Source organism: uncultured Granulicatella sp. (assembly GCF_938030755.1).
GTDB lineage: Bacteria > Bacillota > Bacilli > Lactobacillales > Aerococcaceae > Granulicatella.
The window spans coordinates 11967-31696 of the sequence record NZ_CALHIF010000021.1 but is presented as its reverse complement, the minus strand read 5'-3'; the positions used below and the strand labels follow the sequence as shown (position 1 = coordinate 31696).

The 19730-nt window shown below is 38.9% G+C and carries 19 protein-coding genes; 1 reads left to right on the top strand and 18 read right to left on the bottom strand.

Annotated features, from left to right (window positions below; all coding sequences use genetic code 11):
* From Q0594_RS02240 to uvrB, 4 genes are all read right to left on the bottom strand, one after another.
* The coding region (locus tag Q0594_RS02240; protein WP_298729410.1) for an ABC transporter permease at window positions 1-586 on the bottom strand (586 nt) is incomplete at its 3' end.
* A gap of 348 nt (window positions 587-934) precedes the next feature.
* Entirely contained in the window at window positions 935-1927 is a 993-nt protein-coding gene (locus Q0594_RS02235) for an aspartate-semialdehyde dehydrogenase (protein WP_298729409.1), read from the bottom strand.
* A gap of 38 nt (window positions 1928-1965) precedes the next feature.
* Window positions 1966-2610 carry an MmcQ/YjbR family DNA-binding protein gene (locus Q0594_RS02230; RefSeq protein WP_298729408.1) on the bottom strand — a complete coding sequence of 215 codons (645 nt, stop codon included), beginning with the start codon at window positions 2608-2610 and terminating at the stop codon, window positions 1966-1968.
* 12 nt (window positions 2611-2622) lie between these two features.
* A complete protein-coding gene (gene uvrB / locus Q0594_RS02225) occupies window positions 2623-4605 on the bottom strand; it encodes an excinuclease ABC subunit UvrB (RefSeq protein ID WP_298729407.1) in 1983 nt (660 codons plus the stop codon).
* Window positions 4606-4786: 181 nt separating this feature from the next.
* On the opposite strand from uvrB, the gene rpsT reads away from it, so the two are divergent.
* Window positions 4787-5041, top strand: a complete 255-nt coding sequence (gene rpsT / locus Q0594_RS02220) for a 30S ribosomal protein S20 (protein WP_039849208.1) — start codon at window positions 4787-4789, stop codon at window positions 5039-5041.
* 517 nt (window positions 5042-5558) lie between these two features.
* On the opposite strand, the gene Q0594_RS02215 is transcribed toward rpsT, so the two are convergent.
* The 14 genes from Q0594_RS02215 to Q0594_RS02150 all read right to left on the bottom strand — a co-directional run bounded on the left by Q0594_RS02215 (window position 5559) and on the right by Q0594_RS02150 (window position 19603).
* Window positions 5559-5837: a hypothetical protein gene (locus Q0594_RS02215; protein ID WP_298729406.1), complete on the bottom strand. Its 279-nt coding sequence runs from the start codon at window positions 5835-5837 to the stop codon at window positions 5559-5561.
* A gap of 41 nt (window positions 5838-5878) precedes the next feature.
* On the bottom strand, window positions 5879-6898 hold the full coding sequence (gene holA, locus Q0594_RS02210) for a DNA polymerase III subunit delta (protein ID WP_298729405.1): 1020 nt from the start codon (window positions 6896-6898) through the stop codon (window positions 5879-5881).
* A 47-nt stretch (window positions 6899-6945) separates the two neighbouring features.
* Entirely contained in the window at window positions 6946-9273 is a 2328-nt protein-coding gene (locus tag Q0594_RS02205) for a DNA internalization-related competence protein ComEC/Rec2 (protein WP_298729404.1), read from the bottom strand.
* Complete coding sequence (locus Q0594_RS02200; protein WP_298729403.1) at window positions 9270-9914, bottom strand: helix-hairpin-helix domain-containing protein; 645 nt, start codon at window positions 9912-9914, stop codon at window positions 9270-9272. Before Q0594_RS02200 ends, Q0594_RS02205 begins: the two co-directional genes overlap by 4 nt.
* Before the next feature lie 59 nt (window positions 9915-9973).
* Window positions 9974-11017, bottom strand: coding sequence for a SepM family pheromone-processing serine protease (locus tag Q0594_RS02195; protein ID WP_298729402.1), 1044 nt, complete (start codon window positions 11015-11017; stop codon window positions 9974-9976).
* On the bottom strand, window positions 11004-11537 hold the full coding sequence (gene coaD / locus Q0594_RS02190) for a pantetheine-phosphate adenylyltransferase (RefSeq protein ID WP_298729401.1): 534 nt from the start codon (window positions 11535-11537) through the stop codon (window positions 11004-11006). Before coaD ends, Q0594_RS02195 begins: the two co-directional genes overlap by 14 nt.
* A 1-nt stretch (window position 11538) precedes the next feature.
* Window positions 11539-12114, bottom strand: a complete 576-nt coding sequence (gene rsmD, locus Q0594_RS02185) for a 16S rRNA (guanine(966)-N(2))-methyltransferase RsmD (RefSeq protein ID WP_298729400.1) — start codon at window positions 12112-12114, stop codon at window positions 11539-11541.
* A gap of 514 nt (window positions 12115-12628) precedes the next feature.
* On the bottom strand, window positions 12629-13060 hold the full coding sequence (locus tag Q0594_RS02180; RefSeq protein WP_298729399.1) for a NusG domain II-containing protein: 432 nt from the start codon (window positions 13058-13060) through the stop codon (window positions 12629-12631).
* Window positions 13044-13478, bottom strand: coding sequence for a hypothetical protein (locus Q0594_RS02175; RefSeq protein ID WP_298729398.1), 435 nt, complete (start codon window positions 13476-13478; stop codon window positions 13044-13046). Before Q0594_RS02175 ends, Q0594_RS02180 begins: the two co-directional genes overlap by 17 nt.
* Before the next feature lie 179 nt (window positions 13479-13657).
* Window positions 13658-14578, bottom strand: coding sequence for an ABC transporter permease (locus Q0594_RS02170; RefSeq protein ID WP_298729397.1), 921 nt, complete (start codon window positions 14576-14578; stop codon window positions 13658-13660).
* Between the two features lie 18 nt (window positions 14579-14596).
* Complete coding sequence (gene opp4B, locus Q0594_RS02165) at window positions 14597-15559, bottom strand: oligopeptide ABC transporter permease (protein WP_298729396.1); 963 nt, start codon at window positions 15557-15559, stop codon at window positions 14597-14599.
* Between the two features lie 2 nt (window positions 15560-15561).
* On the bottom strand, window positions 15562-16506 hold the full coding sequence (locus Q0594_RS02160) for an ATP-binding cassette domain-containing protein (RefSeq protein ID WP_298729395.1): 945 nt from the start codon (window positions 16504-16506) through the stop codon (window positions 15562-15564).
* Window positions 16506-17507, bottom strand: a complete 1002-nt coding sequence (locus Q0594_RS02155; protein ID WP_298729394.1) for an ABC transporter ATP-binding protein — start codon at window positions 17505-17507, stop codon at window positions 16506-16508. Before Q0594_RS02155 ends, Q0594_RS02160 begins: the two co-directional genes overlap by 1 nt.
* Before the next feature lie 311 nt (window positions 17508-17818).
* Window positions 17819-19603: an oligopeptide ABC transporter substrate-binding protein gene (locus Q0594_RS02150; protein WP_298729393.1), complete on the bottom strand. Its 1785-nt coding sequence runs from the start codon at window positions 19601-19603 to the stop codon at window positions 17819-17821.
* Window positions 19604-19730 lie beyond the last annotated feature (127 nt).

Below are 19730 nucleotides of genomic sequence, written 5' to 3'. Positions count from 1 at the left end.
GCACGAGACGCATAATACGATCTAGTTGCCCTTGAACCCGGCGATACATTGGAATTGTCCAGTAAATAATTCCGAATACGACGACTGCTAAGATTGGAACTGTGATGGCAAACGTCCATGCCATTTCCACATTCACAACAAAGGCCATCACAATCGCTCCACCGACGATAAACGGTGAACGAAGCAACAGACGAAGCGCGATGTTTAATCCGTTTTGCACGAGATTCATATCGCTCGTCAAACGCGTTAGCAAAGTATCATTTCCAATCGCATCGAGTTGCGAGAAGCTAAAGTATTGAATTTTTGAAAAGAGTGCCTGTCTCACATCGGAGGTAAATCCAGTTGCTGCCTTTGCCGCATAATATTGTGCGGTAATCGACACGGCTACGCCAAGAATTCCGAGTCCAATAAGAATCGCTCCTTGTTGGAGAATTAGCGCAGTATCCCTGTTTTCAATTCCTTTGTCGATAATGACCGCCATAATAAGCGGTACTAATAACTCCAAAATTGCCTCGAATAATTTAAATAAAGGTGCCAATATTGTTTCTTTCAGATACGGCTTTAAATAAGGTTTTAACTTGTTCACACGCGTACTCCCTTTTACTTCTATAATAGTTTTATTGTATCATATTTTACTCTCATCGAAAGAGGATAACCTTGCTTCTTTCATTTGATGTTTCGGAGTGTAACAATAATATTACGTAACAAAAATGTGACACTCACTTTTTTCTAACTAAAGTTGTATCATTAATGATACATCTCGTTTTATTTGAACCATTGTACAAAAAGAGAGCGTAGGAATTTCATTCCATACGCTCCCTTTGAGGCTCGAACCGGTGCATCGTTATAGCTATTATGAAGAACTCCGTAAAGATTTAGAGTCATCCTCATGTATTTACTATACTGTGCCCTATATATCCAGTCTTCTATTGAATTATTTACGTAATCCGTGCTCTTCAATGTACTCCGCAATTTGGATAGCATTGCTCGCAGCACCTTTACGAATATTGTCGCCCACACACCAGATGTGGAAGCTGTTTGGTTGAGAAATGTCACGGCGAATACGTCCCACATACACTTCATCATGTCCAGTTGCTTGTAATGGTGTTGGATACACATTTTCCTCAGGTTTATCTAATACGATTACTCCCGGTGCTTTTTCTAAAATCGCACGAATTTCTTCAGGAGTTGTGTCCTTCTCGAAAGTCACATTAATTTCTACAGAGTGTGAGTTATAAACAGGTACACGCACACAAGTGGCTGTCACAGCTACATCCTCTGATAACCCTAGAATCTTGCGTGTTTCTAGAATCATTTTCATCTCTTCTTTTGTATAGCCATTTTCTAAAAACACATCGATATGAGGCAATACATTATTGTAAATTGGGTGTGGGTAGTTCGTTGGCGCTTCCCCTTTTTCCCCATTTCTTAAATCATTAATCCCTGCTTGTCCAGAACCTGAAACAGCTTGGTAAGTGGTATAAGCCACACGTTTTAATCCAAATGCATCATGCAATGGACGTAATGGTACAACAGATTGGATGGTTGAGCAGTTTGGATTTGCGATAATTTTGCGCTCTAATGTTGGTGCGTTACATTCTGGTACGACTAAATCAATCTCTGGATCCATTCTCCATGCGCTTGAGTTATCGATGACAATCACGCCGTCACGTTCTGCGATTGGCGCAAATTTCAATGAAGTACCGCCCCCTGCTGAGAAGATGGCATAGTCAATATCACGCTTGAAGGAGTCTTCTGTTAATTCTTCCACTATATACTCTTTTCCTCTAAACTGTAGTACTTTCCCTGCTGAACGCGCTGATGCCAGTAGATATAAGTGATCCACTTGTAAGTTACTTTCTTCTAAACGTTCAATCATTTTTGTTCCAACGACCCCTGTCGCTCCTACAATTGCAATATTTACCATAAAAAAATCTCCTTTTTGCTAAAACGCTATGTTGAAAATTATAACGAACCTCTTTTAGAAAGTAAAGAATTGTCTTTCTTTGCAACACATTTGTAGCTGTAATAGATACGCTCTTTAATGAGTGCTTCATCTGTGCATACATTTAATGCAATTGAAATCCAATGCTTTTTATTCATATGATATACTTCAAAGAAACCTTCATTCGTTAATAGTTTTTCCTTTGTGTTCGGATCTATCTTTACATTCAAGATTAACACTCGCTCTTCACTTGCAACCCCTAATTTATGGAACGGAATTTCCGTCATCAAGGCATAGCACTTTCCTTGCTCTTCCACTCTAAACAATGTAGCTGACGACCTTTTGAACGGTTGAGAACTAAAAGGGACAATATTACTATGAATCCAATTCGTCCATTTTTCCTTCGTAACACTCAATTCTCCCTGTAGAGGATGAATCCACTTGGTCGCCATTTCACCGGCTTCTTCTCGAAGGGCTTGGGCAATACTACTTCCCGTTGTTTCTACATCAAACAAAGTATATCGTTCATTAAACTCATCTAAAACAATGATTTCTAATCCCTTTTCTTTTGTGGCACTGACAATATAGAAGGAGAAACCTTCTATACGGCTTAGAATTGTTTCTCCTTCATGTTCTATCAGGTCTTCTTTTAACTTCCATTTCATCGAATAACCCTCTTATAATTTATACTCAGCTCTTAGCTCTAAAATCACATCACGCAGATCGGCTGCTTTTTCGAAATCCAATGCTTTAGCAGCTGCACGCATATCCAATTCCAGCAACTCGATGGCTTCTCGTCTTTGTTCTTGCGACATTTTCTTGAAGTCTCTTGCAGTGCTTGGAGCATCTTCTTTTTCCACTTCATGTGTAATCGCGATTAAATCACGTATATTCTTCACGATGGTCTTCGGAACAATGCCGTGTTCCTTATTATAAGCCTCTTGAACACTGCGACGACGGTTGGTTTCATCAATCGCTCTTTGCATAGAGTCTGTAATCTTATCGGCATACATAATCACTCGGCCATTTGCATTTCGTGCGGCACGTCCAATCGTTTGCACTAAAGCTCGCTCGCTACGCAGGAAGCCTTCTTTATCGGCATCTAGAATCGCCACCAGAGAAACTTCTGGTACGTCTAAGCCTTCACGAAGTAAGTTGATTCCGACCAATACGTCGAATTCTCCTAATCGCAGGTTTCGGATGATTTCAGTACGCTCCAATGTCTTAATATCACTATGAAGGTACTTCACTTTAATTCCTACTTCTTCTAGGTAATCCGTTAAGTCTTCAGACATCTTTTTCGTAAGCGTCGTAATAAAGACACGCTCATTCCGTTCAACACGTAAATTAATTTCACTAATTAGGTCATCAATTTGCCCTTTGATTGGGCGAACTTCCACAGGAGGATCTAGTAAGCCTGTCGGACGAATGATTTGCTCGGTGACTTTTGGCGTATGAGCTAATTCATATGGCCCCGGAGTCGCAGAAATATAAATAATTTGCGGAACTTTCGCTTCAAACTCTTCAAAGCGTAAAGGACGATTATCTAGCGCACTTGGCAATCTAAATCCGTACTTAATTAACTGCTCCTTACGCGCGCGGTCCCCATTATACATTCCACGAATTTGAGACATCGTAATATGAGACTCATCCACCACAAACAAGGCATCTTCTGGGAAGAAATCAAGCAGTGTATATGGTGGTTGTCCTGGCTTTCTCCCATCCATATGGCGAGAATAGTTTTCAATCCCATTACAATATCCCATCTCTAGGAGCATTTCAATATCGTAATTGGTTCTTTGCTCTAAGCGTTGTGCTTCAAGCAACTCATTATTATCCCGTAATTCTTTTAAGCGGAGTGCGAGTTCTTCTTTAATCGTTGCAACCGCCTTAGAAATTTGATCCTCATTCGCGACAAAGTGCGTTGCCGGGAAGATTGGAACATGCTCTACAGTTGCCTTAATTTCTCCCGTTAACACATCTACTTCTTTAATCGCTTCAATTTCGTCTCCAAAAAACTCGATTCGAAACGCCGTTGCATCATGTCCAGCAAGGAAGATTTCGACGACATCTCCTCGAACTCGGAATGTTCCCCTTCTGAAATCATAGTCATTGCGTTCAAACTGCATTTCGACTAAACGACGAAGTAACTCGTCTCTTTCTATTTCCATTCCTTCACGAAGAGACAATACATGGTCACGGTAGTCTTCTGGATTTACTAACCCGTACATAGAAGATACGGAAGCAACTACAATGACATCTCTTCTTTCCAAAAGCGCGCTTGTAGCAGAGTGACGCAACTTATCGATTTCATCATTGACACTGGATTCTTTTTCAATATAAGTATCACTAGAAGGCACATAAGCTTCTGGTTGGTAGTAATCATAATAAGAAACAAAATATTCTACGGCATTGTCTGGAAAGAATTCTTTTAACTCTCCATATAATTGCCCTGCCAATGTTTTATTATGGGCTAGCACTAATGTCGGTTTATTCACTTCTTTTATCACATTAGCAATTGTAAATGTCTTCCCAGTACCTGTCGCACCAAGAAGTGTCTGTTCTTTAACTCCCTTATTAAGCCCCTCCACTAATTCTTGGATAGCCTGAGGTTGATCTCCTTGTGGCGTATACGGAGCCACTAGTTTAAATTCATTCATACCTTCACCTCTTTTTTCGATTCTTTTCCATTATACCATCAATAAACAATATTTACCGCCAGCTTGCACCCTCCCAACCCTATACCTTACTTGCATTTCATACTGGACTTTTGTATAATAGTCCGTGTTGGAAACAACTGATCAGTGATTATACATGTAAAATGAAAGAGGGGTGAACCCATTGCCAAATATCGCATCACAAATCAAACGTGTTCGTACTAACAAAAAGTCAACACTAGCAAACAACTCACAAACTTCTGCTATGCGTACTGCTATCAAAAAATTCGAAGCTGCAGTAGCTGAAGGTGCTGAAAATGCTGAAGAATTATTACGTGCTGCTCACAAAGCAATCGACGGAGCTGCTTCTAAAGGATTAATCCACAAAAACAAAGCTTCTCGTGACAAATCACGTCTTGCTGCAAAATTAAGCAAATAATAATTAGCCTGAGAATTGATCTCGGGCTCTTTTTTTATGCTCTGAAATAGAAGTGGTGCTTCTTGTTGGTTGGGTAAAATCCTTACGGATTTCTTCAAGGTAGATTTCTTTATCAGATAAACTGAAAAGAATCAGTTTTGTTATTGAAAGAGTTATAGCGGGGCAACGGCTCGAGCCTAGGTCTCTCGCCTTTAAAGCCTCAAAGTAGGAGTACGGAAGGACTTCCTACTCCTGCTAATTCGCATTTAATGCACGTTCCCGCTATTCTTTCAATAAACTGATTCTTTTTTGTTTATCCTCTTATTAGATTTCACCCGTAGAATCCGTAAGAATTTTACCCTATTCTTGATTCCAGAGATAAAAAAGAAGCCCGAACAATGGGACTGCTCCGGGAAAGAAAAGAGAGCCCGGGGGATATGAAGTTGCTAGGAAAAAAGGGCATGAACAATGTGAAGACTCCGGGAAGAAAAAAAGAGTGCTCGGGAAGGAAGATTCCTCCCCGGGCACTCTGCTTTTGTTAGACAGATAAGTCATCGATAAATTGTTTGGCTTCGGCTAAGCCCATTCCTGTTTCGTCACGTAAGTCTTTGATTGCTTGAATAAGGCGACCGTCTCGTTTTAGTGTACGTAAGTGTTCTTCTAGTTCTTCTGGGATGTACTCTACTTGTTCATTAGATGAACGATTAGTATTCGAATAAGAACTTTCTCTATTAGAAATCTTGTTTGTTTTCACCTTTACATAACTTAGTAATACGAATACTACAACTGCAGCGATAATGATCATCATTGGGGTCATACATATTCCTCCTTGTTATATTTTTTTTATTTTATTGTTTTCTACGAACAAAACTGTAAGATAAACCATTCCAGTTGCATCTCTTTAATCCCTACACTCGTCTTTAGAGCATATTCCGTGTCGACCAATTGCATAAAGGCTTTTTCTAAAAGCGGTAAGCCGAACCTTCTGGATTGTTGCAGGGCAATCTTCACGCGGTACGGATGTACGCCCAGTATCTTTTGGATTTCTGGCTCTTGATAGCCTTCTCTTTTCAAGTAGGACACTTGAAGCAATAATCGAAACTGTCCTAAAAGAATCGCATTCATCTTCAAGGGGTCTTCCTTTTGTAGTAACATATCGTGATAGATTTGGAGCGCCTTGACTCCTTCTTTTTTCAAGATAGATTCCCCAAGTTCAAAAATATTCTGTTCCAACGTTTTGGCAACTAAACTCTCGACTAATTCCAGTGTAATTATTTTTGTATCAATGGAAGCAATCATCAGTTTATCCAATTCTTTCATACTATTCGTTAGTGAATATTGCGTTTTTACCAGTAAGGTCTCTAGTGCTTCTTCTTGAATGGTGTACTGCTGGTTGCGCAACGAATCTTGAATATACTGTTTAACATCTCTCTCCGTTAGTTCACTAGCATCTAATAAAACCGCCACTTTCTTTAACTGTTTCACGATTTTCTTTCGTTGGTCCAACTTATCGTACGGAGCAAAGAATACCATCACAGAACTTTCCATTGGATTTTCTAAATACGCCTGTAATCTTTCTAATTGATGATCCATTGATTTTTTCTCTTTTTCCCCTGTAAAAAAGCTTGGATGATCAACCATTACTAATCTTCTCTCTCCAAAAAAAGGAACCGACTCTGCATCTTGAATGGCTGTTTGAATAGAGACTTCCTCCATATTGAATCGTCCCACATTCAAGTCTTGATCTTCAGGAGCCACAATGGTCTCTAAAAACACTTTTCGTGCCAGTTCTTGTAAATAAGGTTCTTTCCCTTGAACTAAATAAACCAGATTCACTTGACCGTTTTTAATGCGATTGAGTTGTTTCTCAAATTCCATCTTTCCTCCTCCTGTTCTTTAAGTTTATCTTGAAATGTGAGCTTTGTCTATTCTTTCAATTTTTGATGTTTTTTCGAGAGTTTCGTAGAAATTTCTATCTCTTCTTTTCTCAAATAAAGACGAATTTGCCCATCTTGATCCGTGCGGAAAATATGAGCGTGTATGCCATTCAGCCTTCCTACCGTCTCGATTGAAGGATGGCGATACCGATTATTCTTCCCACAAGAAATCAAAGTAATAGAAGGCAAAGCTTTTTTTAGCAATGCTTCACTTGTAGACGTTCGGCTTCCATGATGTCCCACTTTCAAAATTGAAAAATGCAAGTTGGGAATCCCCTTTAGAATAGTGTCTTCTACTTTTTCAGAAGCATCGCCAGTGAGCAACACGGTATATTTTTGAATCGTTAGAAGAGCTACAATTGAATCATCATTTTCTCCTTTGGAAGTTTCTTTAGGCCAGAGGATCTTCCACTTCATTTGGTTCCGTTTCCACTTGTCGCCTGAAGAAACCAACTTCCACCGTATGGACGGATAGTCCCTTTTCAACTGTTGCATCAATGGAAGGTTCTCCATCCCTTTTCCAATCACCATTTCTTTAATTCTAATCTGCTGGGCGATTGCTTGAAGATTCCCGACATGATCTTCATCTCCATGAGAAAGCATTACTTGCGATAATTCTGAAAGCCCTTCTGCTTGAAGCGCAGGAATGACGGTTGTGACTCCTTGGGATTTTCTTCTACGTCTTTTCCATTCTTCTTTGGAGGCAAAATCACTCAATCCACCGGTGTCGATTAATGTCGCTTGATTCCATCCTGGAGCCACTAATAAAATCGAGTCTCCCTGCCCCACATCTATCATGAGGAGCTCCGTTTCCCAACGATAGGGAACTTCCATCAGAAGTAAAATAAGCGTCCCCAGACAAAGAATCCCTTTTATAACGGTCATCTTCCTTCGTTCAAATAGTACTAGAGCAAAAAGAATCAGCAAAAAATAAACAACCCACTCCCATGGTTCCCAAATTCCAAATGTAAACTTTGTAAAGGTAAACTTCTGACAAAAGGTTAAAACATGAGTGAGCCCAGAGAGAATCGATTCTCCTAGAATGCAAATGATGGCCACTAAATTCACCCATCCCAACAATACCGCAATCAGATAAATCGTTAATAGCGGAAATAATAAGACTTCAAACAGTAGCGAAAACAAAGCAGTAAGGACGATGCTGAAGGCATTCCAATAGAAGAAATACTGACAGATGAGAGGCAACGCAATAACACTCACTCCTATTGGAATCCATAATGAAGCGTTGATTTTAGGAAGCACATTTTTTTGCCACTTGGATAATAGAAGAATCACTCCGCTAAGTGTATAGCTTAATTGAAACGCAACGTTCCAAAGAATTCCTGACCAAATGAGGAGCGATACGACAAGCAGCCCTAAAAGGCTCCATAGTTGAGAGTGTTGACGAAGAGGCGTCCATCGTCTCAAAAGAATCGAGAGGATCACCATTCCAATCGCGCGTGTCCCACTAATGCCCCATCCGATGACAAACCCATAGAACAGCACAAAACACATTAATACACCATCTGTTCTCTCTCGAGTAATCCCGCACCTCCAGCAAAACTTTTGCAGAACCGAAACCATTAACGAAATATGAAGCCCCGAAATCGCTAATACATGCAGAATCCCAAGTTGTTTGTACCGTTCCCAAACTTCTTCATCAAATCCTGATTTTTCCGCAAGAAGCAATGCTAATGTATATTGTTTGACCTGATTGTCCTTCTGCATGCGCACTTGATGTATCAGCCAGAAACGAAGATTTTCAATAGCAGCATGGATTCCTTTGACAGCGACTTTTTTACTTGATAAACTCTCAATTTTGAAAGAATGAAGAATCCCCAAACTTAAATAATGATTCTTCGCATCAAAATTCCCTCTATTTCGAGCAGGTTCGATTTCCTCAATCATTCCTTCAACAGATACCTTTACCACATGATTCAGTTCTAGAAATTCCTTTTGCTCCTCTTCCGAAGTAAGAGTATAACGGAAAAACACTCTTTCACTCTTTCCTTCTGCTTCTAGAAGTGCACTTCCGGTTAACAAATCCCCATTCACTTTAAGGTGATTTGGATTTAATATCATTTGCCCATGGAGAGGTTGTGAAGGGTGAAAAGGAGTTTGTGTAATAGCCTGGACATAATAAAATGAGCGAATAGAAAAAATTCCAACGACCATTAGACCTATCGCTTTTTTTCGAACTGATTTTTCACGGATCAGCCCCACTACGATGAGCAGTAAAGGAAGAACAAATCCCACTTTCCCGACTGAAAAGACGACCATCGCCGTCCCCATCACGCTTGCAAGAACAAAGTAAATCATTGGACAACCACTCTTTCTTGAAAGGATTCATATAATTTCTTTCCAATCCCTCTCACTTTCATAAGCTCTTCTTTGTTTTTAAAGGAACCATTTTGCTTTCGATATTCTATAATGGCTTCTGCCTTTTTCTCCCCAATCCCTTTTAATGTCTTCAGTTCTTCAACGGTTGCTGTATTAATATTGACCTTGCCTTCTTTTCCAACTTCCTTTTTTTGAGGTATGGGGGCTTGAGATAGCTCCGAATTCACATCTTCTCCCTTTTTCGGAACTACAATCACCATTTGGTCCTCTAACAATTGTGCTAAATTCAACTTTTGATCATCCGCTAATGAAGTGAACCCTCCTGAAGCCTCAATGAGATCTTTCACTCTATTGTCTACTTTCATTTGATAGACTCCGGGGTGGTGAACTTCTCCTTTTACATCTACATAAATGACCGTTGAAACGGTTGTATTTTCCTTTATCTCTTGAGGAAGGATGGTTGTCTCCGCTAGCGATGGCGCAACTTCTTCCACATCTTTCTCCTGGCGACTCATCCAAAAAAGCCCCGTTCCAAAAATAAAACAAAGGAATACAATGCCCAATTTTACCATCAAACTAGTCTCTTCCCATTTATTTCTCCATGCATCAAAAAAAGCCATTTTTCTCACTCCTTAAAAAGATTGCTCCAATTAAAGATATGAGAAAAATGACTCTCTTGTTATAGATTTTTTAGAATCTCAATCGCTTCTTGTAAAGTTTTTACAGGATAGATTTTAATATCTGTCCCTATCTTTTCAGCTGCTTCTTTTACTTCTTCGTAATTTGTCTTGATATCTGGATAACGCTCACGCATCTCATCTGTGATTTCATCATCCGGTGCTAGAAAAACAGTAGCTCCAGCTTCAATTGCTGCAACTAACTTTTTATCAATCCCACCGATTCTTCCAACTTTTCCGTCTAATTCAATCGTCCCAGTCCCAGCAATATTATGCCCTTTTTTCAAATGGCTGTTTGTAATTTGATTATAGATTTCAAGTGTGAACATTAAACCACCTGAAGGGCCACTAACACCATGCGGATCAAATTCAATCGAAGGATTCGAAGTGACATCTTCATCAATCTCCCCATCAAATCCTAAACGAATTCTACCGGTACGACTGTTCATTTTTAATTGTTCACGAATGAGTTCGTTTTTCCCATCCCGTTTGACCATCAGCGATAAATAATGACCGGGCTGCAGTGAAGAAAGATAATCTTGTAGTTCTTCAAGACTCTCATCCGTATTTTCAAGTCTCTTTCCATCAATTGTTTCAATGATATCGCCGACTTTTAATTTATCACGGAAGTTAGAATTTTGATCCACTCGCGTGACAAAAATACCGTTGACTTTACTTTCAACTGACTTTCCAGCTGCTTCAAAGGCAACACGAACTGCTTTTGAACGAGCATTTCGCATACTGAACTCTTGCAGTTGATTATATTCCTCAGGAGTATAGTTTCCAAACACTTTTTCTTCAGGTAAAATCTCATGATGTTTGAAAAATTGCTTTAAGGAAGTTAGGACGGTGGCTTGCTCTACATAGACCGTCAGTACTCGCAGCGTTCCCTCCTCTTCATCCTTTGTCCCATTGACCTTCAGAAACTGAGATACATCTTCAGCCGTACCGGGAGATTCAATGACGTAAGGGATTGGAATGAATGAAATAATCGCTAATAGAATCACCGTTAAAATAATATAAAAAAATTTCTTAGATTTCGACATTTGTAATCTCCTCATTCATTCTAATCTTCCGTTCTGGCGCGGCCTTATACTTTTCTTCTAAGGCGCTTTTTACAACTTCAGGGACAAAAGGACTGACATCCCCACCAAAACGTGCCAATTCCTTCATCATCGAAGAGCTTACAAAGCGATATTCTTCCTTACTGAGCAAAAGAACTGTTTCAACTTCTCCGTTTTGAACACGGTTATGAGATGCAAGAGTCGCTTCATATTCGAAATCAGTCGCATTTCGAACGCCTCGAACAAGAACACTTGCTCCTAATTGTACTGCAGCCTCTACGGTTAAGCCTCCGCTTACGGCCACCACTCTGGCATTGGGCACATGCGCAATCACTTTTTCGACCATCAATTTTCGCTCGTCTAAAGAAAATAAATAATTTTTCTGAACATTATGCGATAAAACCACAATGACTTCATCGAAGAGCTCACCGCTTCGCTCGATTATATCTAAATGGCCATTCGTAATCGGATCAAAGCTTCCAGCTACTACCGCTTTTCTCATATTAAGCCTCCTCTTCGCTGGACGAACGGTCAAAGAACACTAAGGCTGTAATCCCATACTCCACGCGCTTATATTGCTCAAACTCTAAAATTCTCTCTGGAAGTTGCACTTCCTTATCCACCTCGCAGACAATCACGCAGTCTGGAGAAACTAGATTCAACTCTTGTAGCTGCTCAATGTCTTTTACGATTTCTTGCAGACGATATGGCGGATCCATAAACACCAACTCGAACGGTTCAAACGCCGGGTCGCTCGCGATGGTTTTGAGTCCTTGTTTCACATTTTGTCGTTTTAAATGAAATTGCTCGGGTGATTTTGTAATCTCGATATTTTGCTCAATCGTCTTTTGTGCAAGGCGATTGTTCTCGAATAGAAACGCACGGTCCATCCCACGAGAAACGGCCTCAATGGCAACGGCTCCGCTTCCACCGTACATGTCGAGCATGACTCCTCCGTCAAAATAACCGCCCAAAATATTGAAGAGCGATTCTTTTATCTTGTCGGTCGTCGGACGAGTATTTTGACCCGGTACTGCCTTTAAGCGTCTTCCGCCAAATTCTCCTGAAATAATTCGCACAGTGCATTCCTCCTTATTTCACTATAATACCATATTCCAGCGCTATGTCGTGAGTTTTTTATAAAATAAGTGGTGCATTAACTGTTCAAAGGATTTCTTTTGCTCCTTCTTGAGTGTTGAGGAGATGATGATGATTCGAATCCTTGCGGATTTCTTTATAATAGCTGTAATGGGACAACGGTTCGAGCCTGTAGTCTCTCACCTCAAAAGCCTCAAAGGAGCCGTAAGGAAGAACTTCCTACGGCTCCTAATTCGCATTTCGTGTCATTCCCCATTACTGCGATTATAAAATCCGCTTGATTCTCCTCATCGTCTCATTCAAAGAGAAATTCTTACTAAGAGGAACTCCTTATTTTAAAAGCTCTGAAATAGGCCTTGTTATAATAAATGCGCTGTGTGATTTTAGTTAATTTGGCGCAGCTTAAAGGCTACCGGCAAAATGCTCTCCTCCTTGGAATGGGGACCGTCGAGAAACAAAAAAGTCCGCTACAACCATAGCGAACTTTCTCTTGTTTTATAACGGAATAATGGTGTCATTCTCACTGTTGGCAGGTTCAGTTGAAATAATTTCAATCATCAATCCATGTGGCAAGCAAATACTTGTTTGCCCTGGCTTAGAAATCCAACCCGTATTCACAGCAATCTGATCTGGACTATTATCCTCTTTATCTCTAATTCTAGTTCCGTCAACCTCAATAATATTATATTGATTATCATGAGGTTCAAAATATAACTCTTCACGAGGAGTGTTTTCGCTCAACTCAATACGCTGAACTTCCTCCCCATCAATGGTAATGATGGCATATATTTTGGCTTCTTCTTTAACGGTTGCTTGTTGGTAAGCATAAATGGCATTGGGTAAAAATGATAAGGCCAATAAAACGAGTACAATAATAATGTCGAATGGCTTTATCAAATCGGAATACTTCTTAAATATCGTTCTCATCCTTTAACTCTAATAATGTTCTTCGTACTTCTGAGGCAATTTTTGAACCCATCACGAGTAATTCATACAAAGTAAAAGTTTCAAATGGCGTTACTCTTCCCACATAGCGAATAAAAAGTTCACCGTCTGGATCCATGAGTAGTGTATAGTAGGCCACTAACTCCTGGTTTAAGCGATTAATGGTAAAAAGTACATCAAATAAATCTAAGTCTAAGTCTTTTCCATTTCCGATTCCTTCATAAGTAATTTGGTAATCGGTACGGTCCTGGCTATCCTCAAAAATGACGCTAAACGGAAACTCATCTTCTCCTTCTGAATACAGACCAAGAAAGGCTATTCCACCATCCCCTAAATCTTTTTTATCCAGTTGCAATTCACGGTTCTTTAATACTGTTTCAAATGATTCACTTACGTACATCGTGGCCACTCCTTTCGCCATTTGTATTCTCTATTTTACTAGATTCCCTTCTATTTCACAACCAAACACCGAACTCCTACACTTTTCTTCTCTATTAGATACGAGAAAAATTACTTTTTAGATTTTTCCCACAAAAAAAGAGACTGAAGCTTCCTTCAATCTCTTTTGTAATTTGATGATTAGCCTAAACGTTGGCGAGAATCCGCTGCACGTTGCAATGCTTGACCAACATAGTTGATACATAACATCATCACTAAGATTAGGATTGTAGCTGGTAACCAAACCCATAATTTGTTTTCGATGATATCTGCATTTTTTGCTGCAGAGATTAATGTACCAAGTGATGGTGTTGTAAATGGTAAACCGAAACCTAAGTAAGTTAACCCTGTTTCAATACCGATGTTCCCTGCTAAACGTAAGATTAAGTTAACGATAATTAATGAACTTAAGTTTGGCAAGATTTCACGGAACATGATTCTAAAGTCACTTGAACCTAATGTCTTAGATGCATTTACATAGTCTAAACTTGCTTCTTGAAGAGTACGTGTTCTGAATAAACGAGCAGAACCTACCCAATAGAAGGCTGTCATGATAAATACGAAATGGAACATTGTGTAGTTTGGAATTACTGTTACGAACACGATGATGATCATCAATGTTGGTAAAATCATGATAAAGTCAACCACACGCATGATAGTTGTATCCACCCATTTACCGTAGTAACCAGAAATCAATCCGACAAAGATACCAACGATACATGTCAATATTGTAACTGAGAAACCGATTAACACCGAGTTACGAGCCCCGATAATTAAGAGGGCTAAAACGTCACGACCACTTTCGTCAGTCCCTAACAAGTGTGCATTGGTTGGCGCTTTATAACGACCTAAAATGTTTACTTTAAGAGCTGTATCTTCATTAATAAAAAATGGTCCAATAAAGATCACTAAGAAAATTAACACTAATAAAATTAACGCTGCTAAGGCAATTTTATCTTTTAAAAACTCCCGTACAATAACCTGAAAACCAGCAGGCGGTGTAGATACGGTGCTTTCTTCAACGACAGTTTCTTCAACTGTATTTACATTATTTTGCTCCATTTGCTACTCCTCCTTTTATTATTGTACACGAACACGTGGGTCTACAATACTCATAATAATATCTGATAATAGCGTACCTAAAAGTGTCGCTGTACCAAATAGTAATAGTAACGCTAAGATTACTGAGTAGTCACGTCCTGTAATAGATGATACGAATAAGTTCCCCATTCCTGGATATGAGAAGATATTTTCGATAAACACAGAACCACCGATTAAACCAGTGAATTCATATCCTAAGAAAGCTGCAATCGGTAAGATTGAGTTACGGAAGATATGGCGGTTGAACACAACATTTTCAGGAACCCCTTTCGCACGTGCAGTACGAACATAGTCTTGGCTTTTCGCATCGATAACCCCTGTACGTAAGTATTGAATTGTACCTGTAGTCGAAAGAATCGCCATCGTAAACGCTGGTAAAATCATATGGTGGAATTTGTTCATATAATAACTCATTGTTCCGGCAACTACATCTGAATCGACAGATCCACGAGTTGGGAACCAACCTAATGTATAACCAAATAACCATAATAATACTAACGCGAATACGAATACTGGGATTGAGTAAGTAATAAAGGTATATACTACGATTGCTTTATCAGCCCAAGAGTTTTGGAAACGACCTGCAATCATCCCTAATGGTAATGCAATTAAATAAGTTAGAATCATCGTTAGTAATGATAACCATACAGTGTTACCAATACGTTCACCGATTAATTTTGTTACTTCATATTTATAAGTATAACTTTGACCGAAGTCTCCGCGGAATGCTTTTGAAATCCAGTTCCAATATTGAACAGGAATTGGATCATAAAATCCGGCTTTCACACGTAAAGCTTCAATTGTATTTGGATCCGTTTCTGGAGTAATTAAACCTGTAAATGGATCCCCCGGCATCATCTTCGCGATTAAGAATGCTAGCACACTAAGGATGAAGATTTGTGGCAACATCAATAACACACGACGTAAAATGGTTTTCCACATAATTAGTTTCCTCCTTTTGGATTTAATGCAACAAAGTGTGAGTCAGAGATTTTTTGTAAATCGAACACACGACCGTTTTCATCATAATAAAGTTTTTGATTTTCTTGGTAGAATTTCTCAGCTTCTTTACGACGAAGTTTGTTTGCTTCACGGTTTTCAGGGTCGATTACCGGAATCGCAGACAATAGACGTTTAGTATAAATGTGTTGTGGATTTGCATAAATATCTTCAGCATGTCCAGTCTCAACGAAACGTCCACGGTACATGATGAATAACTCATCACACATATGTTTTACAACCCCAAGGTCATGGGAAATAAATAAGTAACTTAAGTTGAACTCATCTTGGATACGTTTCATGTAGTTTAACACTTGCGCTTGTACAGATAAATCTAACGCTGATACTGGTTCGTCGGCGATGATTAAACGTGGGTTACTTGCTAAGGCACGAGCAACACCGATACGTTGTCTTTGACCCCCTGAGAACTGGTGTGGATATTTTAATAATGCTTCTTCAGATAATCCGATGATTTCCATTAATTCAATAACGCGTTTTCTCTCTTCATCTGGAGATAAACGTTCGAAGTTTCTTAATGGCTCAGCCACGATATCTAAGATACGTTTTTTAGGGTTAAAACTTGATAGTGAATCTTGGAAGATCATTTGTACATTACGGTTGTAGTCTGAAGTTCGACGACGTGCTTTATTTGTTACGTCTTGTCCTTCGTAAATGACTTTACCGCTTGTTACGTGTTCTAGACCAATAATCGATTTACCGATAGTTGATTTACCAGAACCTGATTCTCCAACAAGACCGTATGTTTTTCCTTCTTCAATTTCAAGTGACACTCCGTCAACCGCATAAACATGATCCGTTACTCGGTTAAAGAAGCCACTACGAATCGGATAGTGAACTTTTAAATCTTCAATAGTTACAAAACCGCTCATTATGCTTCCTCCCCTTCAAAATGGAAATGTTTATAACAAGTACAACGAACGAAGTGATTTGGTCCAACTTCGTGAAGAGTTGGATCTTCTTCGTGAGCGTCCGCTGAAATCCACGGAATACGTGGTGCGAAACGGCAACCTTTACGTGGTAATTTTGGTAATGGTGGCACTGTTCCTTTGATTACGTGTAATTCTTGACCTTCTGAACCCGCTTGTGGGATTGATTGTAGTAATGAACGCGTATAAGGATGTTGTGGGTTTGTAAATAATTCAGCAACTGGTGCTACTTCTACAAATTGTCCAGCATACATCACGGCTACACGGTCAGCAGTTTCTGCTACTACCCCAAGGTCGTGAGTGATTAAGATAATTCCAGACTCTGTTTCTTTTTGGATATCATTTAATAAGTCTAAGATTTGCGCTTGGATGGTTACGTCTAAGGCAGTTGTTGGCTCATCGGCAATGATGATTGGTGGTTTACATGATAATGCAATCGCGATAACCACACGTTGACGCATCCCACCTGATAATTCATGTGGATATTGTTTGTAAGTACGTTGTGGATTTGGAATCCCTACTTGTCCTAACAATTCTAATACGCGTTCAGTACGTTCTTTTTCATTTAAATCTGTATGATAATAAAGAGCTTCGTCGATTTGAGCACCAATCGTCATCAAAGGATTTAATGAAGCCAATGGATCTTGGAAAATCATTCCGATATCATTTCCGCGAATTTTGTTATATAACGCTTCATTTAAGTTTACTAAATTCACATCATTATAAATAATGTCTCCAGTAATCTTTGTGTTGTTTTTATTGTGTAATCCCATGATTGTTGTCGCTAATGTAGATTTCCCACATCCTGACTCCCCAACAATGGCCAAAATTTCATTTTTTTCTAATGTAAGTGATACATTATCTACTGCATCATAAAAATCATCTTTGATACGGAAACCAACGTGCAAGTTATTGATTTCTAATAGTGGCTTATCAATTGTCAAATCCGATTCCTCCTTATTTTTTGTAGTGTAACTATTTGTATTTTAAAATAATAAACATTGTTTCTATTATACGTTGCTTCCAGCTTGAATGCAAATTGTAAGACAATTCCAGCGCAAATACAACGTATTTTTAGTTTACCATGAATTAGGCTCGAATGCTATTATTTATGAGCAAAAAATTAACTTTTCTCATGTTATTTTAATTTTGATTCATTCTAAAAAATGAAATAAAAATCTTCCAATTGATCTTTCTTTTAAAGCTTTTTTCTATAGGAACAAAAAAGACTGGCAGTGCCAGTCTTTTTGAAACCTTATTTCGCTGCTGTATCACTCGTTAATTCGATTTGATATAGAGCTGATTTTTGACTACCTAAGTTAACATCGAAGTATTTCACACGTTTGTTAACAGCAGTAATCGATTCTCCGACTAACGTTGGGAAGATAAACGCTTTATCATGAACGTACTTTTGCCATTCTTTGTAGAACTCAATGTTTTTAGCTGAGTCAAAGGCTTCTGTCGAACTGATTTTCTTCATGATTGCAGTTCCTTCTGGATCTACATAACGTTCAAAGTTAAATTTCGCTGTTTCCCCGAACAATCCTTCTGGGTTTGGATCGTAACCTGTTGACCATCCTGCTGCAAACACATCGATTTCTGGATCGTCTCCTTGAACTTTATCATAGAATGAGTTCAATTCAATCGTACGTCCTGTGTACAGTTGAACGTCTAACCCGATTTCTTTCCACCAGTTTAAGTATTGTTGTACTAATGATTCGTTGGCTTCGTCACGTGTACGAGCGGCAAAAGTAATTTTCAACTTAGAGCCGTCTTTATTTTCACGAAGTCCATCTCCATCCACATCTTTATAACCTGCTTCATCCAATAATTGTTTCGCTTTTTCAGGATTGTAAGTAAATCCTTCTTGGTCTTTATTATAAACATCTTTAAAGAACGGAATGATAATAGAGTTTGTGGCATGTTGTAATCCGTTATACAAGTTTTGACCCGCTGCTTCAATATCTAGTGCATACGCCATCGCTTGACGTAGGTTTATATCACTCATTTTTGCATTTGGATTTGTTACGTTTTTACCTGTAGCAGTATCATATTTCCCTAAGTGGAAACCGATATACTCATAGGCTGAAGCTTGTGAACTTAAGAAAGTCACATTTGTTAAATCTTTATAAGCTTCATATTGCGCGTTTGGCATTGTCGCGATATCGTAGTTCCCTGCTTTCATTTCTGACACAATATTATCTGGTGAAACGACTTCCATTACGACTTTATCAACTTTTGCGACACCTTTATAATAGTGTTCATTTGGAACGAGTGTCACAGATTCACCGGCTACAATAGAATCAATTTTGAATTGTCCAAGACCAACGAATTTTTTACCACGAACGTAATCACTTTGTTCCCACTCCGCTTCAGGAATATCCTTGAAAATATGTTTTGGCATAATATAAGCAGAAACAGAACCACCTGCTAATTGCATTGAAGGGCTCATTTCTTTGAAGTGAATTTTTACAGTATAATCATCCACTTTTTCAAGACCAGAGACGCTGTCTGCTTTCCCACTGTGATATTCTTCCATTCCGACGACATTTTTAAAATCACCATCGTAACGAACACCTGTATAGTCTTTATTTCCGATAGCTTGATAAGCGAAGATATAGTCATCGATTGTGACTGGTTGCCCATCAGACCATTTATACTCTTTTGAATTTAAAGTAACCGTTGCTGTTTTATTCTCAACATCGAATTCGATACTGGCTAGACCCGTATTGGTTAATTTACGGTTCTCATCATATTCAAACATGCTTTCATCCACAAGCCCTCCGATACTTGAATCGGTAGCGTCTTGAGATAGCTCATCAGCAAAAATCCCAGAAAACGGTGATGAAGATACGATAGCATATTTTAATGTGCCACCTTTAATCGGTGTGCCTTCATGAGTGACTTCTGATGCATACTTCGTTTTGGCTGTACCGGCTTCAGTACTTGTTGTCGACGAACTACTATTATTTCCGCCACAAGCAGCTAATGTTAAAGCTGTCGTTGCAGAAAACAAAATCATCATTTTTTTCTTGTTCATATTCATTCTCCGTTCTTTTGTTTTGCTCTTATTTCGAATCCATAAATTTATGTTGGGATTATAATACTCGATTTTTTATCAAATTGCAAGTGTTTTTTAATCTTATTTTAATTTTTATCATTTTTTA